Origin of the sequence: Stenotrophomonas sp. CASM101 (genome assembly GCF_049384845.1) — a bacterium.
GTDB lineage: Bacteria > Pseudomonadota > Gammaproteobacteria > Xanthomonadales > Xanthomonadaceae > Stenotrophomonas > Stenotrophomonas hibiscicola.
The window spans coordinates 1-26,889 of the sequence record NZ_JBMRFR010000010.1; the positions used below are offsets into that span (position 1 = coordinate 1).

At 64.9% G+C, this 26,889-nt stretch carries 23 protein-coding genes and 3 tRNA genes; all 26 read left to right on the forward strand.

Annotation, left to right across the window (positions count from 1 at the left end):
- Positions 1-379 precede the first annotated feature (379 nt).
- The 26 genes from tpiA to pnp all read left to right on the forward strand — a co-directional run bounded on the left by tpiA (position 380) and on the right by pnp (position 26,648).
- Positions 380-1,135 (forward strand): triose-phosphate isomerase, encoded by a 756-nt coding sequence (gene tpiA, locus VG543_RS14120; protein ID WP_019660587.1) that lies wholly within the window; start codon positions 380-382, stop codon positions 1,133-1,135.
- A gap of 31 nt (positions 1,136-1,166) precedes the next feature.
- Positions 1,167-1,604 (forward strand): preprotein translocase subunit SecG, encoded by a 438-nt coding sequence (gene secG, locus VG543_RS14125; protein WP_019660586.1) that lies wholly within the window; start codon positions 1,167-1,169, stop codon positions 1,602-1,604.
- A 51-nt stretch (positions 1,605-1,655) separates the two neighbouring features.
- Positions 1,656-1,740: transfer RNA gene (locus VG543_RS14130), tRNA-Leu, on the forward strand.
- A gap of 111 nt (positions 1,741-1,851) precedes the next feature.
- Positions 1,852-2,208, forward strand: a complete 357-nt coding sequence (locus VG543_RS14135) for an NADH-quinone oxidoreductase subunit A (RefSeq protein ID WP_010486426.1) — start codon at positions 1,852-1,854, stop codon at positions 2,206-2,208.
- Positions 2,199-2,753 carry a NuoB/complex I 20 kDa subunit family protein gene (locus VG543_RS14140; protein WP_005410463.1) on the forward strand — a complete coding sequence of 185 codons (555 nt, stop codon included), beginning with the start codon at positions 2,199-2,201 and terminating at the stop codon, positions 2,751-2,753. The genes VG543_RS14135 and VG543_RS14140 overlap by 10 nt, the downstream gene beginning before the upstream one ends.
- A gap of 33 nt (positions 2,754-2,786) precedes the next feature.
- Positions 2,787-3,536 carry an NADH-quinone oxidoreductase subunit C gene (locus VG543_RS14145; protein ID WP_005410462.1) on the forward strand — a complete coding sequence of 250 codons (750 nt, stop codon included), beginning with the start codon at positions 2,787-2,789 and terminating at the stop codon, positions 3,534-3,536.
- On the forward strand, positions 3,533-4,840 hold the full coding sequence (locus VG543_RS14150) for an NADH-quinone oxidoreductase subunit D (protein WP_005417935.1): 1,308 nt from the start codon (positions 3,533-3,535) through the stop codon (positions 4,838-4,840). The genes VG543_RS14145 and VG543_RS14150 overlap by 4 nt, the downstream gene beginning before the upstream one ends.
- A gap of 97 nt (positions 4,841-4,937) precedes the next feature.
- Positions 4,938-5,465 carry an NADH-quinone oxidoreductase subunit NuoE gene (gene nuoE / locus VG543_RS14155; protein WP_014647867.1) on the forward strand — a complete coding sequence of 176 codons (528 nt, stop codon included), beginning with the start codon at positions 4,938-4,940 and terminating at the stop codon, positions 5,463-5,465.
- A gap of 4 nt (positions 5,466-5,469) precedes the next feature.
- On the forward strand, positions 5,470-6,810 hold the full coding sequence (gene nuoF / locus VG543_RS14160) for an NADH-quinone oxidoreductase subunit NuoF (protein ID WP_005417934.1): 1,341 nt from the start codon (positions 5,470-5,472) through the stop codon (positions 6,808-6,810).
- The gene (nuoG, locus tag VG543_RS14165; RefSeq protein WP_021202064.1) at positions 6,807-9,041 is read left to right on the forward strand and encodes an NADH-quinone oxidoreductase subunit NuoG; all 2,235 of its coding nucleotides are present in this window, start codon (positions 6,807-6,809) and stop codon (positions 9,039-9,041) included. Before nuoF ends, nuoG begins: the two co-directional genes overlap by 4 nt.
- Positions 9,038-10,132: an NADH-quinone oxidoreductase subunit NuoH gene (gene nuoH / locus VG543_RS14170; RefSeq protein ID WP_058982298.1), complete on the forward strand. Its 1,095-nt coding sequence runs from the start codon at positions 9,038-9,040 to the stop codon at positions 10,130-10,132. The genes nuoG and nuoH overlap by 4 nt, the downstream gene beginning before the upstream one ends.
- A gap of 4 nt (positions 10,133-10,136) precedes the next feature.
- Positions 10,137-10,625, forward strand: coding sequence for an NADH-quinone oxidoreductase subunit NuoI (gene nuoI / locus VG543_RS14175; RefSeq protein WP_005410456.1), 489 nt, complete (start codon positions 10,137-10,139; stop codon positions 10,623-10,625).
- 9 nt (positions 10,626-10,634) lie between these two features.
- On the forward strand, positions 10,635-11,291 hold the full coding sequence (locus tag VG543_RS14180; protein WP_019660582.1) for an NADH-quinone oxidoreductase subunit J: 657 nt from the start codon (positions 10,635-10,637) through the stop codon (positions 11,289-11,291).
- Entirely contained in the window at positions 11,288-11,593 is a 306-nt protein-coding gene (gene nuoK / locus VG543_RS14185; protein WP_005417921.1) for an NADH-quinone oxidoreductase subunit NuoK, read from the forward strand. Before VG543_RS14180 ends, nuoK begins: the two co-directional genes overlap by 4 nt.
- A 7-nt stretch (positions 11,594-11,600) precedes the next feature.
- The gene (nuoL, locus tag VG543_RS14190; protein ID WP_019660581.1) at positions 11,601-13,769 is read left to right on the forward strand and encodes an NADH-quinone oxidoreductase subunit L; all 2,169 of its coding nucleotides are present in this window, start codon (positions 11,601-11,603) and stop codon (positions 13,767-13,769) included.
- Positions 13,770-13,792: 23 nt separating this feature from the next.
- A complete protein-coding gene (locus tag VG543_RS14195) occupies positions 13,793-15,301 on the forward strand; it encodes an NADH-quinone oxidoreductase subunit M (RefSeq protein ID WP_019660580.1) in 1,509 nt (502 codons plus the stop codon).
- Positions 15,302-15,316: 15 nt separating this feature from the next.
- Positions 15,317-16,777: an NADH-quinone oxidoreductase subunit NuoN gene (gene nuoN / locus VG543_RS14200; protein ID WP_019660579.1), complete on the forward strand. Its 1,461-nt coding sequence runs from the start codon at positions 15,317-15,319 to the stop codon at positions 16,775-16,777.
- A gap of 127 nt (positions 16,778-16,904) precedes the next feature.
- Positions 16,905-16,981: transfer RNA gene (locus tag VG543_RS14205), tRNA-Met, on the forward strand.
- An 82-nt stretch (positions 16,982-17,063) separates the two neighbouring features.
- Positions 17,064-17,140, forward strand: a tRNA-Met gene (locus VG543_RS14210).
- A 365-nt stretch (positions 17,141-17,505) separates the two neighbouring features.
- Positions 17,506-18,096 (forward strand): ribosome maturation factor RimP, encoded by a 591-nt coding sequence (gene rimP / locus VG543_RS14215; protein WP_423179010.1) that lies wholly within the window; start codon positions 17,506-17,508, stop codon positions 18,094-18,096.
- Between the two features lie 4 nt (positions 18,097-18,100).
- Complete coding sequence (nusA, locus tag VG543_RS14220) at positions 18,101-19,612, forward strand: transcription termination factor NusA (RefSeq protein ID WP_019660577.1); 1,512 nt, start codon at positions 18,101-18,103, stop codon at positions 19,610-19,612.
- 92 nt (positions 19,613-19,704) lie between these two features.
- Entirely contained in the window at positions 19,705-22,347 is a 2,643-nt protein-coding gene (gene infB / locus VG543_RS14225) for a translation initiation factor IF-2 (RefSeq protein WP_423179009.1), read from the forward strand.
- Between the two features lie 205 nt (positions 22,348-22,552).
- The gene (rbfA, locus tag VG543_RS14230) at positions 22,553-22,936 is read left to right on the forward strand and encodes a 30S ribosome-binding factor RbfA (RefSeq protein WP_019660575.1); all 384 of its coding nucleotides are present in this window, start codon (positions 22,553-22,555) and stop codon (positions 22,934-22,936) included.
- 108 nt (positions 22,937-23,044) lie between these two features.
- Complete coding sequence (gene truB, locus VG543_RS14235; protein ID WP_423179008.1) at positions 23,045-23,953, forward strand: tRNA pseudouridine(55) synthase TruB; 909 nt, start codon at positions 23,045-23,047, stop codon at positions 23,951-23,953.
- Positions 23,954-24,127: 174 nt separating this feature from the next.
- On the forward strand, positions 24,128-24,388 hold the full coding sequence (gene rpsO, locus VG543_RS14240) for a 30S ribosomal protein S15 (RefSeq protein WP_005417886.1): 261 nt from the start codon (positions 24,128-24,130) through the stop codon (positions 24,386-24,388).
- Between the two features lie 151 nt (positions 24,389-24,539).
- A complete protein-coding gene (pnp, locus tag VG543_RS14245) occupies positions 24,540-26,648 on the forward strand; it encodes a polyribonucleotide nucleotidyltransferase (RefSeq protein WP_423179007.1) in 2,109 nt (702 codons plus the stop codon).
- Positions 26,649-26,889 lie beyond the last annotated feature (241 nt).

Below are 26,889 nucleotides of genomic sequence, written 5' to 3' on the forward strand. Positions count from 1 at the left end.
GGTGGGGTCGGTAACCCCCGGTGGGTTGGGGGGGGTTGGGCGGGGGGGGGGGGGGGGGGGGGGGACGCCGTAAACCCCCAGGCCGGCCCAGCCGCTAGCGGCTGTGCGTTCTGGCGCTTGCGAAGCAGTGCTTCGCAAGCAAAGCGCCCTCACCCATGGGGGCTTGGCCGCGGCATCCATGCCGCGGACACCCCCGTCATCCCCACCCGCCCGGCCAAGCCCGCCAATCCAACCGGGCTTTCCGCGACCAACCCAACCAAACTCCCGCCACGAGGCGCTGCGCCGTTGGCTGAAAATCCATGTAACCGCTTACACGGGAACGGATTTTTGCCGTAACGGGTATCATGACCGGCTGACTTCACACAGGAGCCACCCGCTCATGCGCCGCAAGATCGTCGCCGGAAACTGGAAGCTGCATGGCAGCCGTCAATTCGCCAATGAACTGCTGGGGCAGGTGGCTGCCGGGCTGCCGCTGGAGGGGGTGGACGTGGTGATCCTGCCGCCGCTGCCCTACCTGGGGGAGCTGGTCGAGGACTTCGGCGCGACCGGCCTGGCCTTCGGCGCGCAGGACGTGAGCAGCAACGAGAAGGGCGCCTACACCGGCGAGGTCTGCGCGGCCATGCTGGTCGAGGTTGGGGCCCGCTATGGCCTGGTCGGCCATTCCGAGCGCCGCCAGTACCACCATGAGAGCAGCGAGCTGGTCGCACGCAAGTTCGCCGCCGCCCAGCACGCCGGCCTGGTGCCGGTGCTGTGCGTGGGCGAGACCCTGGAACAGCGCGAGGCCGGGCAGACCGAAGCGGTCATCGCCAGCCAGCTGGCACCGGTGCTGGAGCTGGTCGGCGCGGCAGGTTTCGCCAATGCTGTGGTCGCCTACGAGCCGGTCTGGGCCATCGGTACCGGCCGTACCGCCAGCAAGGAACAGGCACAGCAGGTGCACGCGTTCATCCGTGGCGAAGTCGCGCGCATCGATGCTAGAATCGCTGATTCACTGCCCATTGTTTACGGCGGTAGCGTGAAGCCCGACAATGCCGGGGAACTGTTCGCGCAGCCGGATGTCGATGGTGGGCTGGTCGGCGGCGCCTCCCTGGTGGCCGCGGACTTCCTGGCCATCGCACGGGCGGCGGCCGCGAACTAATCCTAGAAGTATTGTCCGAGGGCGGTTTCCAATGCTGATGTTGATCCTCAATGTCGTCTACGTGCTGGTCGCTGTGGCCATGATCGCGCTGATCCTGATGCAGCGTGGCTCGGGTGCGGCGGCAGGTTCGGGCTTTGGTGCTGGTGCCTCGGGCACGGTGTTCGGTGCGCGCGGCGCCTCGAACTTCCTGTCCAAGTCGACCAAGTGGCTGGCCGTGGTGTTCTTCGGCATCAGTCTCTTCATGGCCTGGTATGCCGGACACGGCAGCCGCCCGGCGGCCGACCAGGATCTGGGCCTGATGTCCGCCCCGGCGGCCAGCGCGCCGGCGGCTCCGGCGGGCGAACTGCCGGCCGTTCCGAAGGCCGATGCGGTCCCGGCCGCCCCGGTTCCGGCGGCGAATGTGCCGGCTCAGGCGGAATCTTCGGTTTCTGGTGAAGAAAAGCCTTCGGAAGGCTCCCAGAAACACTGAAGCCGGTTACAATACGCGGCGCATCGGGAAGATAGTCTGATGTGATCGTTTGCCCAGGTGGCGGAATTGGTAGACGCACTACCTTGAGGTGGTAGCGACGCAAGTCGTAGGGGTTCGAGTCCCCTCTTGGGCACCATTTGTAAGTAAAGCGGGTTCGTCTGGCGCGCAAGGCGCCAGGCAGATTCCCGTCCACTCCCCCATGCCAAAGCGCCTGCAGGCGCGGCGGCAGAGGCAAGAGAGAATCGCTGTGCTGGCCGAATATTTGCCGTCTCTGCTGTTTCTGATCGTTGCCACCGGTATCGGCGTTACGCTGATGCTGGTTGGTCGATTCCTCGGTCCCCGCCGCCCCGATCTGGAAAAGCTCTCGCCGTACGAGTGCGGCTTCGAGGCCTTCGAAGACGCGCGCATGAAGTTCGATGTGCGCTACTACCTGATCGCGATCCAGTTCATCGTCTTCGACCTGGAAATCATCTTCATCGTGCCGTGGACCCAGGTCTTCATGGAACTGGGCGCCCGCTCGCTCATCACCATGGGCCTGTTCGTCGGCATGCTGTTCCTCGGTTTCATTTACGTCTGGAAGAAGGGAGCGCTGGAATGGGAGTGATTCAGACTCTCGATGGCCTCATGAACAACCCCACGCCGGAAGGCCGGGTTGATGACATCCTGCGGCCGGAAGGCGACAACCCGCTGCTGGAGAAGGGCTTCGTCACTACCAGCGTCGATGCACTGCTGAACTGGGCGCGCACCGGCTCGATGTGGCCGATGACCTTCGGCCTGGCCTGCTGCGCCGTCGAGATGATGCACGCCGGTGCCGCGCGCCTGGACCTCGACCGCTACGGCGTGGTGTTCCGCCCGTCGCCGCGTCAGTCCGACGTGATGATCGTGGCCGGCACCCTGGTCAACAAGATGGCCCCGGCGCTGCGCAAGGTCTACGACCAGATGCCGGACCCGAAGTGGGTCATCTCGATGGGTAGCTGCGCCAACGGTGGCGGCTACTACCACTACTCCTATTCTGTGGTGCGCGGCTGTGATCGCGTGGTGCCGGTGGACGTCTACGTCCCGGGCTGCCCGCCGACCGCCGAGGCGCTGGTGTACGGGATCCTGCAGCTGCAGAAGAAGATCTGGCGTACACAGACCATCGCCCGCTGACCCCTTCACCTGACAAGAGCGCGCCAAGCCCCCATGGCAGAGCAAGCATCCTTCATCGACCGACTGTCCGCACGTTTCGCTGGTGCGAAGGTCATCGTGGTCGAACCCCGCGGCGAAGTGACGCTGGAAGTGCCTGCCGCCGAGTGGCACGCCACCGCCCTGGCGCTGCGTGACGAGTTTGGTTTCGAGCAGGCCGTGGATCTGTGCGGCGTCGACTACCTCGGCTACGGCTCCGACGAGTGGGACACCGCCGATGTGTCCTCGCAGGGCTTCAGCCGTGGCGTCGAAGGCAAGGCCCAGGGCCGCTTCGCGTGGGGCGAGTTCCCCACCGAGGAAAACGGTGCCGACGGTGCCCGCCCGCAGCACATGCCGACCCAGCGCTTCGCCGTGGTCGCCCAGCTGCGTTCGTACCAGCACAACCTGATGATGCACCTGCGCTGCTTCGCCCCTGACGAAGCGCTGCCGGTGGTGTCCTCGCTGACCGGCATCTGGCCGGGCCTGAACTGGTTCGAGCGCGAAGCGTTCGATCTGTACGGCGTGATCTTCGAAGGCCACCCGGACCTGCGCCGGATCCTGACCGACTACGGTTTCGTCGGCCATCCGTTCCGCAAGGATTTCCCGCTGATCGGCAATGTCGAAGTCCGCTACGACGAAGAAAAGAAGCGCGTGATCTACGAACCGGTCACCTCGGTGGAGCCGCGTGTCGGCGTGCCGCGCGTGATCCGCGACGACGCCCGTCTGCAGACCGCAGAAGGTGAGCGCGCGCAGGAGGCAGTGAAGTGAGCCACGTACACCAGGCTGGCGAAGCGTTCGCCAGCAACGCCGCCGAAAGCCGGCAGGAAATCCGCAACTACACCATGAACTTCGGCCCGCAGCATCCGGCCGCTCACGGTGTGCTGCGCCTGATCCTGGAAATGGACGGTGAAACCATCATGCGCGCCGACCCGCACGTGGGTCTGCTGCACCGTGGTACCGAAAAGCTGGCCGAGTCCAAGCCGTTCAACCAGTCGATCGGCTACATGGATCGCCTGGATTACGTGTCGATGATGTGCAACGAGCACGCCTACGTGCGCGCGATCGAGACCCTGATGGGCATCGAGGCGCCGGAGCGTGCCCAGTACATCCGCACCATGTACGATGAAATCACCCGCATCCTCAACCACCTGATGTGGCTGGGCTCCAACGCGCTCGACCTGGGCGCGATGGCGGTGATGCTGTACGCCTTCCGCGAACGCGAAGAGCTGATGGACTGCTACGAAGCGGTTTCCGGCGCGCGCATGCACGCGGCGTACTACCGTCCGGGCGGTGTCTACCGCGACCTGCCGGACCACATGCCGAAGTACAAGGAATCGCGCTGGCACAAGGGCAAGGCGCTGAAGCAGCTCAATGCTTCGCGCGAAGGCTCGCTGCTGGACTTCCTGGAGAACTTCACCGTCGAGTTCCCCAAGCGCATCGACGAATACGAAACCCTGCTGACCGACAACCGTATCTGGAAGCAGCGTACCGTCGGCATCGGCGTGGTCACTCCCGAGCTGGCCCATCAGTGGGGCATGACCGGCGTGATGCTGCGCGGCTCGGGCATTGCCTGGGACCTGCGCAAGAAGCGTCCGTACGCCAAGTACGATGCCGTCGATTTCGACATCCCGCTGGGCAAGGAAGGTGACTGCTACGACCGCTACCTGGTCCGCGTTGCCGAAATGCGCGAATCCAACCGCATCATCAAGCAGTGCGTGGCGTGGCTGAAGGCCAACCCGGGCCCGGTGATGGTGAAGAACTTCAAGGTCGCTCCGCCCAGGCGCGAGGACATGAAGGACGACATGGAAGCGCTGATCCACCACTTCAAGCTGTTCAGCGAAGGCTACTGCGTACCGGCCGGCGAGACCTACTCGGCGGTGGAGGCCCCGAAGGGCGAGTTCGGCTGCTACCTGGTCTCCGATGGCGCCAACAAGCCGTTCCGCGTGCACCTGCGCGCGCCGGGCTTCGCCCACCTGTCCTCGATCGATTCGGTCGTGCGCGGCCACATGCTGGCCGACGTGGTGGCGATGATCGGTACCTACGACCTGGTGTTCGGCGAGGTTGACCGGTAATGCCGTCCGCTACGCCAACGCCCGCTGCAGGCAGCCGGCGCAAGCCGGCGCCGCAGTTTCTGGAATTTCACGTTATGCATTTCGCTGAGGTCGGCCGATGAAGGCGACAGGTAATTTCGAGGCGGCGCGCGACGTCGACCCGATGGTGGTGCTGAGCGACAAGACCCGCGCTCACATCGATCACTGGCTGTCCAAGTTCCCGCCGGATCGCAAGCGCTCTGCCGTGCTGCAGGGCCTGCATGCGGCCCAGGAGCAGAACCAGGGCTGGCTGACCGACGAGCTGATCGCCGCCGTGGCCAAGTACCTGGACCTGCCGCCGGTCTGGGCCTACGAGGTCGCCAGCTTCTACTCGATGTTCGAGACCGAGAAGGTGGGCCGCAACAACGTGGCCATCTGCACCAACATCAGCTGCTGGCTCAATGGCGCCGAAGACATCGTGCGCCACTGCGAGAAGAAACTGGGCATCAAGCACGGTGAATCGACCCCGGATGGCCGCGTCTACCTCAAGCGCGAGGAAGAGTGCCTGGCCGGCTGCGGCGGCGCACCGATGATGGTCATCAACGGTCACTACCATGAGCGTCTGACCCTGGAAAAGGTCGACGAGCTGCTGGACGGGCTGGAGTAAGGGCATGGCACATCACCACGAATCCAAGGGTCCGGTCGGCCCCGCGCCGCTGCCGCACCAGGTGGTCTACACCACCCTGCATTACGACACCCCGTGGTCGTACGAAAGCTACCTGAAGACCGGTGGTTACGCCGCCCTGCGCAAGATCCTCGAAGAGAAGATCCCGCCGGAGCAGGTCATCGAGATGGTCAAGGCCTCGGGCCTGCGCGGCCGCGGTGGCGCAGGCTTCCCGACCGGCCTGAAGTGGTCCTTCATGCCCAAGGGCAACATGCAGAAGTACATCCTCTGCAACTCGGACGAATCCGAGCCGGGCACCTGCAAGGACCGCGACATCCTGCGCTACAACCCGCACTCGGTGGTGGAGGGCATGGCGATCGCCTGCTACGCCACTGGTTCGACCGTGGGCTACAACTACCTGCGCGGTGAATTCCACCACGAGCCGTTCGAGCACTTCGAGCAGGCCCTGGCCGACGCCTATGCGAACGGCTGGCTGGGCAAGAACATCCTCGGCAGCGGCGTGGACATCGACATCTACGGTGCGCTGGGCGCCGGCGCCTACATCTGCGGTGAAGAAACCGCGCTGATGGAATCGCTGGAAGGCAAGAAGGGCCAGCCGCGCTACAAGCCGCCGTTCCCGGCAAACTTCGGCCTCTACGGCAAGCCGTCGACGATCAACAACACCGAAACCTACGGTTCGGTGCCGGCGATCATCCGCAACGGCCCGGAGTGGTTCAAGGGCCTGAGCCTGACCGCCAACGGCGGCCCGAAGTGCTTCTCGGTGTCCGGCTGCGTGCAGAACGGCGGCAACTTTGAAGTACCGCTGGGCACCACCTTCGACGACCTGCTGGAAATGGCCGGTGGCCTGCGTCCGGGCCGCAAGCTCAAGGGCGCGATTCCGGGCGGCGTGTCGATGCCGGTGCTGACCGCGGCCGAGCTGAAGGGCCTGCCGATGGACTACGACACCATCCGTGCGCTGGGCTCCGGCCTGGGTTCGGGGGCCATCGTGGTGCTCGACGACAGCGTCTGCTGCGTCAAGTTCGCCTGCCGCATCAGCCAGTTCTTCCACAAGGAATCGTGCGGCCAGTGCACGCCGTGCCGTGAAGGTACCGGCTGGATGCACCGCGTGCTGGAGCGCATCGTCGCCGGCAAGGCCACGATGGAAGACCTGCACCAGCTGAAGGCGGTGGCCGGCCAGATCGAAGGCCACACCATCTGTGCGTTCGGTGAAGCGGCTGCATGGCCCATCCAGGGCTTCCTGCGCCAGTTCTGGGACGAATTCGAGTACTACATCGTCAACGGTCATTCGATGGTTGACGGTAAGAAGGTGGAGGCAGCCGCCGCATGAGCGCGCAACCCGTAAACCCGAACGTGCCACCAGACCACGTGACCATCGAGATCGATGGCAAGTCGCTGGTCGTGCCCAAGGGTTCGATGATCATCCAGGCGGCCGACAAGGCCGGCATTCCGATTCCGCGCTTCTGCTACCACGAGAAGCTGCCGATCGCCGCCAACTGCCGCATGTGCCTGGTGGACGTGGAGAAGTCGCCGAAGCCGGCGCCGGCCTGCGCTACCCCGGTGATGGACGGCATGAAGGTCGCCACCCGCAGTGAGAAGGCACTGAAGTTCCAGCGCTCGGTGATGGAGTTCCTGCTCATCAACCATCCGCTGGACTGCCCGATCTGCGATCAGGGCGGCGAGTGCGAGCTGCAGGACGTATCGCTGGGCTATGGCCGTTCGGTCAGCCGTTTCAACGAGCGCAAGCGCGTGGTGCCGGACGAGGACATGGGGCCGCTGGTGGCCACCGAGATGACCCGTTGCATCCAGTGCACCCGCTGCGTCCGCTTCACCGCCGACGTTGCCGGTACCTACGAACTGGGTGGCATGTACCGCGGTGAGAACCTGCAGATCGGCACCTTCGACGGCAAGCCGCTGACCACCGAGCTGTCGGGCAACGTCGTCGACGTCTGCCCGGTCGGCGCGCTTACCAACAAGGTGTTCCAGTTCCGCGCCCGCCCGTGGGAGCTGACCGCGCGCGAGTCGCTGGGCTACCACGACGCGATGGGTTCGAACCTGTTCCTGCACGTGCGTCGCGGCGAAGTGCTGCGCACCGTGCCGCGCGACAACGAAGCGGTGAACGAGTGCTGGCTGTCCGACCGCGACCGCTACTCGCACCAGGGCCTGTACAGCGAAGACCGCGCGGTCAAGCCGCTGCGCAAGGTCAATGGCGAGTGGAAGGAAGTGAGCTGGGCCGAAGGCCTGGCCGCAGCCGCCGAGATCCTCAAGGCGAACCAGGGCGACAACCTGGGCGTGCTGGTGCATCCGTCGACCTCGAACGAGGAGGGTGCGCTGCTGGCCCGCCTGGCCAAGGGCCTGGGCTCGGGCAACATCGACCACCGCATCAACAACCGCGATTTCTCCGACGCCGCAACCGCCGAAGTGTTCGGCCTGCCGCTGGCCGAGATCGAAGGCGCCGACCGCATCGTCGTCCTGGGCAGCAACATCCGCCACGAACTGCCGCTGCTGCACGCCCGCCTGCGCAAGGCGCAGACCACCAAGGGTGCGAAGATCCACGTCATCAATCCGGTGGACTTCGACTTTGCCTTCAGCATTGCCGGCAAGCAGATCGTCGCACCGTCCAAGTTCGTCGATGCGCTGGCCAGCAGCGAGCTGCGTTCGGCAGTGCAGGGCGGCAACAACACCGTGCTGATCGTCGGTGGCATCGCCGAGAATCACCCGCAGGCTGCCGCGATCCGCGCCGCGGCGCGTGACTTCGCCGCAGCGACCGGTGCCAAGCTGTGCCGCATCCCGCAGGGCGCCAACGCCGTGGGCCTGACCCGCGCCGGCGTGCTGCCGGCCGGCAAGGACGTCGCCGCGATGCTGGCGCAGCCGCGCCAGGCCTACGTGGTGTACGGGCTGGAGCCGGGCCTGGACTTCGCCGATGCACCGGCCGCGCGCAAGGCGCTGGTGGGTGCCCAGGTGGTGGCGTTCAGCCACTTCGCCTGCGCCTCGACCCGCGACGTTGCAGACGTGATCCTGCCGATCGGTGCGCTGCCGGAAATCGATGCCACCCTTACCAACCTCGACGGTCGCGAGCAGTCGGCCCGTGCCGGCGGCAAGCTGCCGGGCGAGGCCCGTGAAGGCTGGCGCGTGCTGCGCGCCCTGGGCGGCGACATGGCGCTGGCCGGTTTCGACTTCACCGACCTGGCCGGACTGCGTGCCAGCCTGGCCCCTGTGTCGGTCAGTATTGCCGCTTCGGCACAGCCGGCGGTTGCCGGTGAAGGCCTGGAAGTGGCTTCGACCGCCGCGATCTACCGCACCGATGCGGTGGTCCGTCGCGCGCCGGCGCTGCAGTCGCATCCGCTCAACAACGCCCCGCGCATCGTGCTGAACGCTGAAGATGCCGCTCGCCTGCAGCTGCAGGAAGGGCAGATGGCCAAGGTCGGCACCGATGCCGGCAAGGCCACCCTGCCGGTGGTGGTCGACGCCCGCGTCGCAGCGGGTTCGGTCTGGATTGAATCGGGCCACGGCGCGACCGCGCCGCTGGGTGCCGCTCGCGTATCGGTGGTGGCTGCATGAACGAATTGCTGTTGAACGCGGTCGACCCGCTGCACCAGTGGCTGCTGGGCCTCGGTGACATCGGCGCGCTGATCTGGATCATCCTGAAGATCCTGGTGATCGCCGTTCCGGTGATCATCTCGGTGGCCTTCTACGTGGTCTGGGAACGCAAGCTGATCGGCTGGATGCACGTCCGCCACGGCCCGATGTATGTGGGCATGGGCATCTTCCAGGCCTTCGCCGACGTCTTCAAGCTGCTGTTCAAGGAAGTGGTCCAGCCGAGCAGCGCCAACAAGGCGATCTACCTGCTGGCCCCGCTGATCACCCTGGCCCCGGCCTTCGCGGCCTGGTCGGTGGTCCCCTTCGATTCGCAGATCGTGCTGTCCAACGCCAACGCCGGCCTGCTGTACCTGCTGGCGATGACCTCGCTGGGCATCTACGGCATCATCCTGGCCGGCTGGGCGTCCAACTCGAAGTACGCGTTCCTGGGTGCGATGCGCGCCTCGGCACAGATGATCAGCTACGAAATCGCCATGGGCTTTGCCCTGGTCGGCGTGATGATCGCCTCGGGCAGCCTGAACCTGAGCAACATCGTGATGGCGCAGGCCGGCAGTTCCGGCTTCTTCGACTGGTTCCTGCTGCCTTTGTTCCCGCTGTTCGTCATCTACTGGGTGTCGGGCGTGGCTGAAACCAACCGCGCGCCGTTCGACGTGGTGGAAGGCGAATCGGAAATCGTCGCCGGCCACATGGTCGAGTACTCCGGCGGCGCGTTCGCCCTGTTCTTCCTGGCCGAATACGCGAACATGATCCTGATCAGCTTCCTGATCTCGATCTTCTTCCTCGGCGGCTGGCTGAGCCCGGTCCAGGGCTGGGTCAACTTCGGCGATGTCTCGCCGCTGGTCGACTGGGTCTGGAAGGGCGGCGCGCCGTGGCTGTTCGTCAAGGTGTTCTTCTTCGCCAGTGCCTACATCTGGTTCCGTGCCAGCTTCCCGCGCTTCCGCTACGACCAGATCATGCGCCTGGGCTGGAAGGTCTTCATCCCGCTGGCCATTCTGTGGATCGCGGTTACCGCCGTCATGGTGTTCTTCGGCGTGATTCAAAAGGGCGTCTAAAGTGATGAACAGGATTACCCATTACTTCAAGAGCCTGCTGCTGCTCGAACTGCTGGCGGGCCTCTGGCTGACGCTGAAGTACAGCTTCAAGCCGAAGTACACGATGATGTACCCGATGGAGAAGTTCCCGCAGTCGCCGCGCTTCCGTGGCCTGCACGCGCTGCGCCGTTACCCCAACGGCGAAGAGCGCTGCATTGCCTGCAAGCTGTGCGAAGCGGTGTGCCCGGCGCTGGCCATCACCATCGACTCGGCCAAGCGCGAGGACGGAACCCGCCGCACCACGCGCTACGACATCGACCTGTTCAAGTGCATCTTCTGCGGCTTCTGCGAGGAAAGCTGCCCGGTGGACTCGATCGTCGAAACCCACATCCTCGAGTACCACTTCGAGAATCGTGGCGAAAACATCGTTACCAAGCCGCAGCTGCTGGCCCTGGGCGACCGTCTCGAAAACGAGATCGCCGAGCGTCGTGCCGCCGATGCCGCTTACCGCTGAGGTCGAGAGATGGATTGGGTAAATATCGCTTTCTGGGTGTTCGCCATCGCGGCAACGGTTTCGGCCGGTGCGGTGATCAGCGTGCGCAACCCGGTTCACGCCGTGCTCTGCCTGGTGCTGACCTTCTTCTCCATTGCCTGCGTGTGGCTGCTGGTGGGCGCCGAGTTCCTCGGTGTGGCGCTGGTGCTGGTCTACGTCGGCGCGGTGATGGTGCTGTTCCTGTTCGTGGTGATGATGCTGGACATCGACCCCACCAAGCTGCGTGAGGGCTGGGTGCGCTACCTGCCGGTCGGCCTCATCGTCGCCGTCGCGATGCTGGTGCAGATGCTGATCCTGATCGGCGTCAAGGCGCGTTCGGCCACGCCGTTCCCGGCCGACAACGCCGCTGCGGTCGCCGCCGACACGTCCAACATCACTTGGCTGGCGCGCACGTTGTTCACCGAGTACCTGCTTCCGTTCGAGTTCGCCGCCGTCATCCTGACCGTGGCCGTGGTTGCTGCCGTGATGCTGACCCTGCGTCGCCGCACCGGCGTCAAGAGCCAGAACCCGGGTGAGCAGACCATGGTCAAGGCCGGCCAGCGTCTGCGCATGGTCAAGATGGGTGCCGAGGCCCCGGTCGTGCACAGCAACAGCAAGCCGGCCACCGGCGAGGAGACCCAGCCGTGATTACCCTTGGCCACATCCTTGCGCTTGGCGCGGTGCTGTTCGCCATCAGCCTGGCCGGCATCTTCCTCAACCGGAAGAACGTCATCGTCCTGCTGATGTCGATCGAACTGATGCTGCTGTCGGTGAACATCAACTTCGTCGGCTTCTCGCGCCAGCTGGGCGATCCGTCCGGCCAGCTGTTCGTGTTCTTCATCCTGACCGTCGCCGCCGCGGAAGCCGCCATCGGCCTGGCGATCCTGGTGACCCTGTTCCGTACCCGCCGCACGATCAATGTCGGCGAAGTCGATTCGTTGAAGGGCTGATCCACAGATGGAAATCACTCTCTCCAAGAGTCTGTTGATCGCAGTGGTGCTCGCACCGCTGTTCGGCAGCATCATCGCCGGCCTGTTCGGTCGCCAGGTCAAGCGCTTCGGCGCGCAGACCATCACCATCCTCGGCGTCGCGGTGGCCTGCGGCCTGTCGATGTACACGTTCTACCAGTTGATGTGGGGCGGCGCGCAGCCGTTCAACCAGAACATCTACACGTTCTTTGAAGTCGGCCAGTATTCGGCGCACGTCGGCTTCATGGTCGACAAGCTGACCGCGATGATGATGGTGGTGGTGACCTTCGTGTCGCTGCTGGTCCACATCTACACGATCGGCTACATGCAGGACGACCCGGGCTACCAGCGGTTCTTCAGCTACATCTCGCTGTTCACCTTCTCGATGCTCACCCTGGTGATGAGCAACAATTTCCTGCAGCTGTTCTTCGGCTGGGAAGCGGTGGGCCTGGTGTCGTACCTGCTGATCGGCTTCTGGTTCAAGCGCCCGACCGCGATCTTCGCCAACATGAAGGCGTTCCTGGTCAACCGCGTCGGTGACTTCGGCTTCCTGCTGGGCATCGCCGGCGTGCTGTGGGTGTTCGGCACCCTGGACTACTCGCAGGTGTTCTCGCAGGCCGGCATGCTGGCTGACCCGCGCGCCCAGCTGCAGATCTGGGACGGCACCATCCTGGGCATGCAGCTGCTGAACGAGCCGGTGATCTGGTCGATCGCCACCGTCATCTGCATCTGCCTGTTCATTGGTGCCATGGGCAAGTCGGCCCAGGTCCCGCTGCATGTGTGGCTGCCGGACTCGATGGAAGGCCCGACCCCGATCTCGGCACTGATCCACGCCGCGACGATGGTGACAGCCGGTATCTTCATGGTCACCCGCATGTCACCGCTGTTCGAGCTGTCGCAGACCGCGCTGAACTTCGTGCTGTTCATCGGTGCCACCACCGCGTTCTTCACCGGCCTGATCGGCATCGTGCAGAACGACATCAAGCGCGTCGTCGCGTATTCCACGCTGTCCCAGCTGGGCTACATGACGGTTGCACTGGGCGTGTCGGCCTATTCGGCCGCCGTGTTCCACCTGATGACCCACGCCTTCTTCAAGGCCCTGCTGTTCCTGGGCGCCGGCTCGGTCATCATCGCGATGCACCACGAGCAGGACATGCGCAAGATGGGCGGCCTGCGCAAGTACATGCCGATCACCTTCATCACCATGTGGATCGGTACCCTGGCGCTGGTGGGTACGCCGTTCTTCTCCGGCTTCTACTCGAAGGACACCATCATCGAGGCGGCCGAGCTGCACGCGCACCTGTCCAACAACTGGGTGGCCACCTACGGCTACTGGGCCGTACTGGGCGGCGTGATCGTCACCAGCTTCTACAGCTTCCGCCTGCTGTTCCTGACCTTCCATGGCAAGGAACGATTCCGCGACACGCATGATGACCACGCGCATGGCCATGGCCATGACGAGCACCATGCCGCCGACGCCCACCACGGCGATGCGCATCACGACGACCACGGCCATGGCCACGGTCCTCATGAGCCGCACGAAACCCCGTGGGTGGTGACCCTGCCGCTGATCCTGCTGGCCATCCCTTCGATCGCCATCGGCTTCTTCAGCATCGGTCCGATGCTGTATGGCACCGACTGGGCCGGCCACCACGCGCATGACGCCATCAAGGGACAGGCGCATACCTTCTTCACTGGCATCGTCGACTTCTACGATCCGGCCAAGAACACCATCGGCTTCCTGGGCGAGGAGTTCCATGGCCCGGTCGCGTTCGCGCTGCACGGCATGATGGCGCCGGCGTTCGTGCTGACCGTTGCGGGCTTCCTGCTGGCCGCACTGTTCTACCTGTGGAAGCCGGACCTGTCGGGCAAGGCCCGCAAGACCTTCGCTCCGCTGGTTTCGGTGCTGGAAAACAAGTACGGCTTCGACAAGCTGTGGATCGATGGCTTTGCCGGTGGCAGCGTCAAGCTGGGCAAGGTCTCGCGCTGGATCGACAGCAACATCGTCGACGGCGTGGTCAATCTCTCGGCACGTGTTGTGGACGTCGCAGCCGGCGTGCTGCGTCGTACCCAATCCGGTTTCCTCTATCACTACGCCTTCGCGATGATCATCGGCCTGATTGCCCTGCTGGGCGTGCTGATGCATTACCTGCGTTGATGACCTGTACGGAATAAGAAGACGTGTCGAACTGGCCTCTACTCAGTGTCCTCATCTGGCTGCCGATCATCGGTGGTGCCCTGATTCTTGCGATCCGTGATGCGCAGACCGCCCGCTGGGCGTCGCTGGGCGTAGCGGTGCTGACGTTCGTGGCGAGCCTCTCGCTGCTGAGCGGCTACAACGCGGGCGTCGACGGTCTGCAGTTCGTCGAGACCCACGCCTGGATCCCGGCGTACAAGATCGGCTACAACCTGGGCGTGGACGGCATTGCCGTGGCGCTGATCCTGCTGACCACCCTGGTCAGCGTGCTTGCCCTGATCGGCGCCTGGAGCGCCATCGACAAGCGCGTGAACCAGTACGTGGCGGCCTTCCTTATCCTGGAAGGCGTCACCGTGGGCATCTTTGCTGCGACGGACGCGATGCTGTTCTACGTGTTCTTCGAAGCGATGCTGATCCCGATGTTCCTGATCATCGGTGTCTGGGGCGGCCCGCGCCGCATCTACGCCGCGCTGAAGTTCTTCCTGTACACCTTCCTCGGCTCGGTGCTGATGCTGGTGGCGCTGATCTACCTGTACATGAAGGGCGGAAGCTTCCAGCTGGCCGACCTGTACGCACTGCCGCTGTCGGCCAAGGAACAGACCTGGATCTTCTTCGCCTTCCTGATCGCCTTCGCGGTCAAGGTGCCGATGTTCCCGGTCCACACCTGGCTGCCGGATGCCCACGTGGAAGCGCCGACCGCCGGTTCGGTGATCCTGGCCGCGATCGCCCTGAAGATCGGTGGCTACGGCTTCCTGCGCTTCAACCTGCCGATCGTTCCGGACGCGTCGCAGGAATGGGCCTGGCTGGTGATCGCGTTGTCGCTGATCGCAGTGATCTATGTCGGCCTGGTCGCCCTGGTGCAGGACGACATGAAGAAGCTGATCGCCTACTCGTCGATCGCGCACATGGGCTTTGTCACCCTCGGCACCTTCATCGCCCTGTGGCTGGTGCGTGAAGCCGGCAACGCCGATGCCGCCCGCCTGGGCCTGCAGGGCGCCATGGTGCAGATGATCTCGCACGGCTTCGTGTCCGGCGCCATGTTCTCCTGCGTCGGCGTGCTGTACGACCGCATGCACAGCCGCCGCATCGCCGATTACGGCGGCGTGGTCAACGTGATGCCGTGGTTCGCCACCTTCGCCATGCTGTTCTTCATGGCCAATGCTGGCCTGCCGGGTACCAGCGGTTTCGTCGGCGAGTTCATGGTCATCCTCTCGGCCTTCCAGCGTAATCCGTGGATCGCCCTGGGCGCGGCCACCACCCTGATCATCGGCGCCGCCTACACCCTGTGGCTGTACAAGCGCATCTTCTTCGGCGAAGTGGCCAACAGCCATGTGGCCGAACTGAAGGACATCAACGGCCGCGAATGGCTGGTGCTGGGCGTGTTCGCCATCGGCGTGCTGGCCCTGGGCATCTACCCCAAGCCGCTGACCGACCTGATGGAGCCCTCGATCGCGAAGCTGGCGATGCAGATCGCATCCAGCAAGCTGCTGTAATTCCAGGATTTGATGATGACCACCTCGCCGCTGCTGCCATTGACCGCCGCTGACCTGCCACCGCTCGCTCCCGAGCTGGTGCTGATCGGCAGCGCCTTCGCCCTGATGATCCTCGACCTGTTCGTCAGCAACCGGAACAAGATCGTCACCCACCTGTTCGCGCTCGCTGCGCTGGCCGTGGTGCTGTTCATGCTGGCCACCGGCGTGGGCGGGCAGGGGGAGGTCTTCCATGGCATGTTCGTGCGCGATACCGCCGCGGACGTGATGAAGACCGGGATCGTGCTGCTCAGCGGCCTGACCCTGATCTACGGCTGGCGCTACCTGCGTGACCGCAACCTGTTCCAGGGCGAGATCCCGGTGCTGATCCTGTTCGGTACCGCCGGCATGATGATCCTGGTCTCGGCCGGCAGCCTGCTGATGGTCTACCTGGGCCTGGAGCTGCTGGCGCTGTGCTCCTACGCCCTGGTCGCCAGCAACCGTGAAAACGGCCTGGCCTCGGAAGCGGCGATGAAGTACATCGTGCTGGGCTCGCTGGCCTCGGGCCTGCTGCTGTACGGCATGTCGCTGATCTACGGCGCCACCGGCAGCCTGCACCTGGACGTCATCCGCGATGCCATCCCGCACTCGGAAGAGCGCGTGCTGCTGATCACCGGTGCGGTGTTCATGATCGCCGGCGTCGCCTTCAAGCTGGGCGCCGCGCCGTTCCACATGTGGCTGCCGGACGTCTACCAGGGTGCCCCGGCACCGATCGCGCTGTTCATCAGCTCGGCGCCGAAGCTGGCGGCCTTCGGCATGGCCTACCGCCTGCTGGAAATGGGCGTGGGGCCGCTGTCGACCGAGCTGCAGCTGCTCATTGCCGGCCTGGCCGCAGTCTCGCTGGTCATCGGCAACCTGATGGCCATCGCGCAGAGCAACCTCAAGCGAATGCTGGCGTTCTCCACCGTCTCGCACATCGGCTTCCTGCTGATGGGCATCGCCGGTGGCGGCGCGCAGGGCTATGCCGCCGCGCTGTTCTACGCACTGGCCTACGCCATCATGTCGACCGCTGCCTTCGGTGCGATCATCGCCCTGTCGCGCGCAGGTTTCGAAGCCGAGAACATCGAGGACTTCAAGGGGCTCAACGCCCGCAATCCGTGGATGGCCGGCCTGGTGCTGTGCATCATGGCGTCGCTGGCCGGCATCCCGCCGTTCCTGGGGTTCTGGACCAAGCTGGCGGTGCTGGGCGCGGCCGTCAACGGCGGCCTGCTGTGGCTGGCCATCCTTGGCGTGCTGTGCGCCGTGGTGGGCTGCTTCTACTACCTGCGCGTCATCAAGGTCATGTACTTCGATGAGCCGGTGGGCGAGGCCATGCCGCGCAGCAACGACCGCGTGCTGGGCCTGGTGCTGGGCGTGAACGCGCTGGCACTGCTGGCGCTGGGCCTTGCCTGGAACCCGATCATGGTCTGGTGCCAGCAGGCATTTGCGCATCTTGCATAAAAATTGACACAAAGCTGCGCGATTCGTGTAATATGCGCAGCCTGAGTTGTCACTGCAGCGGTTCAGCCAGAACATCGTTGCGGTAGCCGTCCTCGAAAGAGCGCGGCAGCAGTTCAAACACTTCCGGTGCGGGGTGGAGCAGTCTGGCAGCTCGTCGGGCTCATAACCCGAAGGTCGCAGGTTCAAATCCTGCCCCCGCTACCAACGTCGGATCGGCGCCAACCGATTTGATGAATGAGGGAAAGCTTGCATGTTTCGAAGCAATCGCTCATAATTCCGCTCCTGATGCGGGGTGGAGCAGTCTGGCAGCTCGTCGGGCTCATAACCCGAAGGTCGCAGGTTCAAATCCTGCCCCCGCTACCAAGTAAAGAGATCGCCTTCGAAGTCCTCCTTCGAAGGCGTTTTTCTTTGGGCTGGCCCGTTTCTGTAGAGTCGAGCCATGCCCGAACTGCCGGTGCGGAAAAGGGGCTGCCCCCACGCCCGCACCTTGCACCAGCGCGGTGCAGCCGCTATCATCAGCGGCCTAGCAGTACCCCTGAAGGCGGCCTCCCAGCGGGAGTCCGGATCCGGAAGGAGGGCCGCGACCGGCAGGCAATGCAGGTTGCAACCGGAATCCAGTCACCGGAGTCTTTCCGGAAAAGGGGCCCAGCGGGCCCTTTGTCGTTTCCGGGGCGTCATGTTTTCACGCTGGCCAAGGCCGGCACCCAACCAAGAGATCAAGGCAGGCTGTGAGCGACAAGGCAACCGACATCGCGAATCTGCTCGCCCCGACCGTTGTGTCGCTGGGCCTGGAGCTGCTGGGCGTTGAGTATCTGCCGGCCCCCGGCGGTGCGACCCTGCGCCTTTACATCGACGTGCCACTGGCTGAACAGCCCGAGCGCACCATCAATGTCGACGACTGTGAGCGGGTCAGCCGCGAAGTGTCGGCGCAGCTGGACGTCGAAGACCCGATCAGCGGCAATTACACGCTGGAAGTGTCCTCGCCGGGCGTGGATCGCCCGTTGTTCAACCTGGAGCAGTTCGCTCGCCACCAGGGTGAATCGGCCAAGGTCACGCTGAAGCTGCCGCAGGACAACCGTCGTCGCCTGCAGGGGCGTATCGAGGCGACCGACGAGGCTGCGGGCACCATCACCTTCATCGTCGACAAGGCCGAAGTGGTGGTGTCGGCCGACAACATCGACAAGGCACGGATCATGCCCGACTGGGTGGCGCTGGGGCTGGCCCCGAGCAAGCCGACCGGTCCGGCACCGAAGCGTCCGAAGCCGAACACGAATTCTTCTTCCAACGAGCCGGCGGCAAAGAAGCCGCGCGCGGAGTGAGCCAATGAGCAAGGAACTGTTGCTGGTAGTCGACGCAGTCGCCAACGAGAAGGGCGTGCCGCGTGAAGTGATCTTCGATGCCATCGAGGCCGCTCTGGCCTCGGCAGCGAAGAAGCGCTATCCCGACGAGGAAGTGCTGACCCGCGTGGTCATCGACCACAAGGATGGCAGCTACGAAACCTTCCGCCGCTGGGAAGTGGTGGCCGATGATGTGGTCATGGAGTCGCCCGACCGCCAGATCCGCCTGATGGATGCCGTCGACGAAGCCGAAGGCGTCGAGGTCGGCGACTACATCGAAGAACAGATCGAGAACCCGGACTTCGGCCGCATTGCTGCCCAGGCCGCCAAGCAGGTCATCGTCCAGCGCGTGCGCGAAGCCGAGCGCCAGCAGGTCGTGGACGCGTGGAAGGATCGTGTCGGTGAGTTGATCACCGGCGTGGTCAAGCGCGCCGAGCGCGGCAACATCTATGTCGACCTCGGTGGCAACGCCGAAGGCTTCATTCCGAAGGACAAGGGCATCCCGCGCGACGTGCTGCGCGCCGGTGACCGCGTGCGCGGCTACCTGGCCGAGGTCCGTTCGGAACCGCGTGGTCCGCAGCTGTTCATCAGCCGCGCCGCCCCGGAATTCATGATCGAGCTGTTCAAGCTGGAAGTGCCGGAAGTCGGCCAGGGCCTGGTGGAAATCAAGGCCTGTGCGCGCGATCCGGGCGATCGCGCCAAGATCGCCGTGCTGGCCCACGACCAGCGCACCGATCCAATCGGTGCCTGCATCGGCATGCGCGGTTCGCGCGTGCAGGCCGTGTCCAACGAGCTCAACGGCGAGCGCGTGGACATCGTGCTGTGGAACGACAATCCGGCCAACTTCGTCATCAATGCGATGGCGCCGGCCGAAGTCCAGTCGATCATCGTCGATGAAGACAAGCACTCGATGGACCTGGCCGTTGCCGAAGACCGTCTCGCCCAGGCGATCGGCAAGGGCGGCCAGAACGTGCGCCTGGCCAGCCGCCTGACCGGCTGGCAGCTCAACGTGATGACCCAGGACCAGGTCACCGCCAAGTCGGAGGCCGAGCAGGCCGCCGCACGCCAGCTGTTCATGGACAAGCTGGAAGTGGACGAAGAGATCGCCGGCATCCTGGTCAGCGAAGGCTTCGGCACCGTCGAGGAAATCGCATATGTCCCGGTCGGCGAACTGCTGGCCGTGGAAGGTTTCGACGAAGACATCGTCGAAGAGCTGCGCGCTCGTGCCCGCGATGCGCTGCTCAATGAGGCCCTGGCAGTCGAGGAAGGCCTTGAAGACGGCCAGCCGGCGCAGGACCTGCTGTCCCTGAAGGGCATGGACGAAGCCACCGCGTATGCGCTGGCCGGCCACGGCGTGCGTACCAGCGAGGACCTGTCCGACCTGGCCGCCGACGAGGTCATGGACTTCGGCATTGAAGGGCTGGACCAGGAGCGCGCTGCGGCGCTGATCCTGGCCGCGCGTGCCGAGGAGATCGCCCGACTGGAACGCGGCGAATGAGCCGGCAATGAACAGGGCCCTGAGCCGCTCAGGGCGTAGAATCCGCGCCACCTCCAGATGCGGGGGGGCGCCCACAAGATCATAGGATCCGAATGTCGCAGCAAACCACCATCCGCAAGCTTGCCGAACTGGTCAACACGCCGGTCGAAAAACTGCTGGAACAGCTGGCCGGTGCCGGCATGAAGTTCAGCGGTCCCGACCAGGTCGTGACCAGTACCGAGAAGGTGAAGCTCCTGGGCTTCCTTCGTCGTTCGCACGGCAAGCCCGAGCAGGCCCCGGAAGAGACGGATCAGTCTGCAAAGAAGATCACGCTCAACCGCCGGAAACAGCAGGAAGTGACGGTCAGTTCCGGTCGCAGCAAGACGACCGTGAATGTCGAGGTGCGCCAGAAGCGTACCTACGTCAAGGATGGTGCTCGCGCCATGACGCCGGACGAAGAGCGCGCCGACATCCTGCGCAAGCTGGAAGAGTCGCGTGCGCGCAACCTCGCCGAACAGCAGGCGCTGGCCGAAAAGGATCGTCTGCGCGACGAAGCCATCGTCCGTGCCCGCGAGGAAGAGGCCGCCGCCAAGGAACGCGCCGAGGCCGAGAAGAAGGCCGCCGAGGAAGCTGCGGCTGCCGCCAAGGCGGCCGAGACGCTGGCTGCCAGCAAGCCCAAGCGTGCTCCGATCGACGAAACCGCGCCGCGCCCGCCGCGCGCCCCGGCGACAGCCCCGGCTGCGCCGCGCAGTGCGCCGCCGCCGCGCAACGACGACCGCAACAACCGCAGCGCGCCGCGCAACGAGCGTGGCCCGGGTGATCGTTTCGCCGGCCAGATGCACCTGTCTGCGGCCGATCGTGCGCGTCGTGGCAACAGCAACAACAGCAACACCCGTGGTCGTCCGGGCGGCCGCAACCAGGCCGGTGGCCGTCGCGACATGTCGCGTGGTGGCAACAACGCCGGCCCGCACGCGTTCGAACGTCCGACCGCACCGGTGGTGCGTGAAGTGGCGATCGGCGACACCATTACCGTGGCCGACCTGGCGCAGAAGCTTGCGCTGAAGGGTGGCGAGGTGGTGAAGGCGCTGTTCAAGATGGGCGTGATGGCCACCATCACCCAGTCCATCGACCATGACACCGCCGCGCTGGTGACCGAAGAACTCGGCCACAAGGCGATCCGTGCCAACGACAACGACGCCGAAGACGCGCTGCTGGCCTCGGCCGGTGAAAACCAGGGCGAAGCCACCCAGCGTCCGCCGGTGGTCACCATCATGGGCCACGTCGACCACGGCAAGACCTCGCTGCTGGATTACATCCGCCGCACCAAGGTTGCCACCGGCGAAGCCGGCGGCATCACCCAGCACATCGGTGCCTACCACGTGGATACGCCCAAGGGCGTGATCAGCTTCCTGGATACCCCGGGCCACGCGGCGTTCACCTCGATGCGTGCGCGCGGCGCCAAGCTGACCGACATTGTGGTGCTGGTCGTTGCTGCCGATGACGGCGTCATGCCGCAGACCAAGGAAGCGATCCAGCACGCCCGTTCGGCGGGTGTGCCGCTGATCGTGGCGATCAACAAGATCGACAAGTCCGACGCCGACCCGATGCGGGTCAAGAACGAACTGCTGTCCGAGCAGGTCGTGGCCGAGGACTTCGGTGGTGACACCCAGATGGTGGAGATCTCGGCCAAGACCGGCCTGGGCATCGACGACCTGCTGGACGCCATCTCGATCCAGGCCGAACTGCTGGAACTGAAGGCGGTCGACGAAGGCCGGGCCTCGGGCGTGGTGATCGAATCGTCGCTGGACAAGGGCCGTGGCCCGGTCGCCACCGTGCTGGTGCAGCAGGGTCGCCTGAAGAAGGGCGACTACCTGGTGTGCGGCATCCAGTACGGCCGCGTGCGTGCGCTGTTCGACGAAACCGGCAAGCAGCCGGCGTTCGCCGGCCCGTCCATCCCGGTGCAGGTCCTGGGCCTGTCCGGCGTGCCGGAAGCCGGTGACGACTTCGTGGTCGTCGAGGACGAGCGCCTGGCCAAGGACGTTGCCCAGCAGCGTGAGACCAAGCGCCGTGAATCGCGCCTGGTCGCCACCGCGGGCAGCCGCATGGAAGACATCATGGCGACCCTGGGCAAGGGCGAGGGCCAGCAGGTCCTCAACCTGGTCATCAAGGCCGACGTGCAGGGTTCGGTGCAGGCCCTGAGCCAGGCACTGGTCGCGCTGTCCAACGACGACATCCGCATCAACGTGATCCACTCCGGCGTGGGCGGCATCACCGAGTCGGACGCCAACTCGGCGGCCGCTTCGAAGGCCACCGTCATCGGCTTCAACGTGCGTGCGGATGCTTCGGCCCGTCGCATCATCGAATCCAACGGCGTGGACCTGCGTTACTTCTCGATCATCTATGACGTGATCGATCAGGTGAAGCAGGTGGCCTCCGGCCTGCTGGGCGTGGAGATCCGCGAAGAGATCATCGGTATCGCCGAGGTCCGCGACGTCTTCCGCAGCTCCAAGCTGGGCGCTGTTGCCGGCTCGATGGTCATCGAGGGCGTGGTCAAGCGCAACAAGCCGATCCGCGTGCTGCGCGACAGCGTGGTGATCTTCGAGGGCGAGCTGGAATCGCTGCGTCGCTTCAAGGAGAACGTCGAGGAAGTCCGCAACGGTACCGAATGCGGTATCGCGGTGAAGGCCTACAACGACGTCAAGCCGGGTGACCAGATCGAGTGCTTCGAGCGTATCGAAGTGCCGCGCACCCTGTAATGCTGCAAGGCGGCCCGACCAACGGTCGGGCCCTACCGTGATGTAGAACCCGACCAACGGTCGGGTACCATGGTAGATGTAGCGCCCGACCGTTGGCCGGGCGACAATCGAATCAAAGATAGCGCCCGACCGTTGGCCGGGCGACAATCGAATCAAAGGTAGCGCCCGACCGTTGGTCGGGCGACAACTGAACCAAGAGCTCCTCGTGCCCAAGACTTTCCATCGAACCGACCGTGTCTCTGCCCAGCTGCGCCGCGAACTCGGCACCCTGGTGCACAACGCCGTGCGCGAGCACGGGTTGCCCTCGGTGAGCGTGTCCGACGTGGAAATCACCCGCGACATGGCTCATGCCAAGGTCTTCGTCACCGCGCTGATGCCGGAGCGTTCGGCGGAAGCGGTGGCCGGCCTGAAGGAACTGGGCTACCGCCTGCGCATGGACCTGGCCCGGGCGATGAAGCTGCGCCATGTGCCGGAGCTGCATTTCCACTACGACGACTCGGTCGATCGTGGCGAGCATATCGACAACCTCCTGCGCGACCTGCCCGATACGCTGGCCGCGGAGAAGCGTCGCGAGAGCGACGAAGAATAAGCCAGCGCCGGGCCCATGCCCGGCGTCTTTTCATTCTGACCGTGCGAGGCCGGACGCTGGCCGCGCTTCGCGCTCGCCGGGCATGGCCCGGCGCTACCCGTATCTGTCATGACCCGAATTCAGTTCCGCCGCCTGGATGGCATCCTGCTGCTCGACAAGTCGACCGGCATGAGCTCCAACGCCGCCCTGCAGGTGGCCAGTCGCCTGTTCCGTGCCGAGAAGGGCGGCCACACCGGCAGCCTCGACCCGCTGGCCACCGGTCTGCTGCCGCTGTGCTTCGGCGAGGCGACCAAGATCGCTGGGCTGCTGCTGGGGTCGGCCAAGGCCTACGATGCCGAGATCGTGCTCGGCCAGACGACCGATACCGACGATTCCGAGGGCCAGGTGCTGCTGCAGCGCCCGGTACCGGCGATCGGTGCCGAGGCCCTGCAGGCCGCGTTGGCGCCGCTGACCGGCAACATCCGCCAGCGTGCCCCGGTCTATTCGGCACTGAAGCAGGGTGGTGAGCCGCTGTATGTGAAGGCCCGCCGTGGTGACGTCATCGAGGCGCCGGAACGCGAGGTGCAGGTGCACGCCATCGACGTGCTGGAGCAGCAGCCTGAGCGCTTGCGGCTGCGCGTGACCTGCGGTTCGGGCACCTACATCCGCAGCCTGGCCCGCGACCTGGGCGAGGCGCTGGGATGTGGCGCACACATCAGTGCGCTGCGCCGGCTCTGGGTGGAGCCGTTCCGCGAACCGGCGATGGTCACCCTGGACCAGCTGCGGGCGATGGCCGAGGCCGGCGACGAGGCGGCCATGGATGCGCTGCTGCTGCCGCTGGCGGCCGGCCTGGCTGAATACCCGCGGGTCGAACTCGATGCCGACCAGGCCCATCGCTTCTGCGTCGGCCAGCGCCAGCGCGACCCGTCCTGGCCCCACGGCCTGGTGGCGGTGTTCGGTCCGGGCGATGCTGTCCAGGGGCTGGGCCAGGTCGATGGCAGTGGCCTGCTGGCTCCGCAGCGTCGTTTCAACCTCTGACCGGGGCCAGGGCGGTTCAGCCCCGGTCCTTGTCCCGGAAGCCCCTGGCCGTTACAATTTCGCGGCCGTTTTCCGGCAGCCTGCCTCGTGCAGGTTTCATCCTCGTAGTCCACGGCGAGCCTGGCGGTGCGCGAAGCGCGTTCCTGCCGGCCACGCATCACAGAGAAAAAAGAAATGTCGATCGACACCCAGAAGGTCATTGAAGACAACAAGCGCAGCGCCGCTGACACCGGCTCCCCGGAAGTCCAGGTGGCCCTGCTGACCGCCCGCATCGAACTGCTGACCGGCCACTTCAAGACCCACAAGAAGGACCACCACAGCCGCCGCGGCCTGCTGCAGATGGTCAACCGCCGTCGCAGCCTGCTCGACTACCTGAAGAAGAAGGACGTCGAGCGTTACAAGGCCCTGATCGAGAAGCTTGGCCTGCGTCGCTAAGCAACGAATTCCCCGCGGCGCAGCGATGCGCCGCGGTTTTGTTTTGTAGTACCGCAATCCCCGATTCAGGCCGGAACGATCCGGTCACCCGCTGGCGGCAAGGGTCGCCGACGGTCCAAATTCGCAGACAGCATCCCCAAGGACACCCTCCGTGGCAAAAATCACCAAAACCTTCCAGTACGGCAAGCACACCGTCACGCTTGAGACCGGCGAAGTCGCCCGCCAGGCCAGCGGTGCCGTCATCGTCAAGATGGACGACACCGTACTGCTGGTCACCGCCGTCGCCGCCAAGAGCGCGCGCGAAGGCCAGGACTTCTTCCCGCTGACCGTCGATTATCAGGAAAAGTTCTACGCCGGCGGCCGTATTCCGGGTGGTTTCTTCAAGCGTGAAGGCCGTGCGACCGAGAAGGAAACGCTGATCTCGCGCCTGATCGACCGTCCGATCCGCCCGCTGTTCCCGGAGGACTACAAGAACGAAGTGCAGATCATCGCCACGGTGATGTCGCTGAACCCGGACGTGGACGGTGACATCCCGGCCCTGATCGGTGCCTCGGCTGCCCTGGCCCTGGCCGGTACCCCGTTCATGGGTCCGATCGGCGCTGCCAAGGTCGGTTACAAGAACGGCGAGTACATCCTGAACCCGACCGTCAGCGAACTGGCTGACTCGCAGCTGGAACTGGTCGTCGCCGGTACCTCCAACGCCGTGCTGATGGTCGAATCCGAAGCCGCGCTGCTGTCCGAAGAAGTGATGCTGGGCGCCGTGACCTTCGGTCACCGCGAAATGCAGAAGGTCATCAACGCGATCAACGAGCTGACCGTCGAAGCCGGCACCAAGCCGTCGACCTGGGAAGCCCCGGCCAAGAACGACGCGCTGATCTCCGCCCTGAAGGAAGCCATCGGCCCGCGCCTGGGCGAAGCTTTCCAGGTGCGTGACAAGCTGCAGCGCCGCGACGCCATCTCGGCGATCAAGAAGGACGTATTCGAAGCCCTGGCGGGCCGCGTGGCCGCCGAAGGCTGGAACCCGGCCGAGCTGTCGAAGGAATTCGGCGAGCTGGAATACCGCACCATGCGTGACTCGGTGCTGGACACCAAGGTCCGCATCGACGGCCGTGCGCTGGACACCGTCCGCCCGATCACCGTGAAGACCGGCGTGCTGCCGCGTACCCACGGTTCCTCGCTGTTCACCCGCGGCGAAACCCAGGCCATCGTGACCATCACCCTGGGCACCGCCCGTGATGGCCAGGTCATCGACGCCGTTGCCGGTGAGTACAAGGAAAACTTCCTGTTCCACTACAACTTCCCTCCGTTCTCGGTGGGCGAGTGCGGCCGCATGATGGGCCCGAAGCGCCGCGAAATCGGCCACGGTCGTCTGGCCAAGCGCGGCGTGCTGGCTGTCATGCCGTCGCTGGAAGCCTTCCCGTACACCATCCGCGTCGTTTCGGAAATCACCGAGTCGAACGGTTCCTCGTCGATGGCCTCGGTCTGCGGCTCGTCGCTGGCCCTGATGGACGCCGGCGTGCCGGTGAAGGCCCCGGTGGCCGGTATCGCCATGGGTCTGGTCAAGGAAGGCGATCGTTTCGTGGTCCTGTCCGACATCCTGGGTGACGAAGATCACCTGGGCGACATGGACTTCAAGGTGGCCGGTACCGCTGAGGGCATCTCCGCCCTGCAGATGGACATCAAGATCGAAGGCATCACCGAAGAAATCATGAAGCAGGCCCTGCAGCAGGCCAAGGCTGGCCGCCTGCACATCCTGGGCGAGATGGCCCACGGCCTGACCGCTCCGCGTGAAGAGCTGTCGGACTACGCGCCGCGCCTGCTGACCATCAAGATCCACCCGGACAAGATCCGCGAAGTGATCGGCAAGGGCGGCTCGACCATCCAGGCCATCACCAAGGAAACCGGCACCCAGATCGACATCCAGGACGACGGCACCATCGTCATCGCGTCGGTCAACGCCATCGCTGCCCAGGCTGCCAAGGCCCGCATCGAGCAGATCACCTCGGACGTCGAGCCGGGCCGCATCTACGAAGGCAAGGTCGCCAAGATCATGGACTTCGGTGCGTTCGTCACCATCCTGCCGGGCAAGGATGGCCTGGTCCACGTCTCGCAGATCTCCAGCGAGCGCGTCGAGAAGGTCGGCGACGTGCTGAAGGAAGGCGATGTGGTCAAGGTCAAGGTGCTGGAAGTCGACAAGCAGGGCCGTATCCGCCTGTCGATGAAGGCAGTCGAAGAAGGCGAAGGCGCCAGCGCCGAATAATCGGTACTGCTGATCGTGCGGTGGGTGAGGACCGTTGGTCCTCACGCTTTCGCAAATGAAAAAGCGGGCTTCGGCCCGCTTTTTCTTTGCCTCGATGTTGCGAAGAGAAGCTCATCCAGGTCGCTGCATGTCCTGCTGCAGTGCATGATCGCCGCCACGCGGCCATCGTTCTGTCTCGGTTGCACGGATCGCGCCTGTCCATGGGACGACATGCCGCGATACCCGTACCGCAGCCCCATCG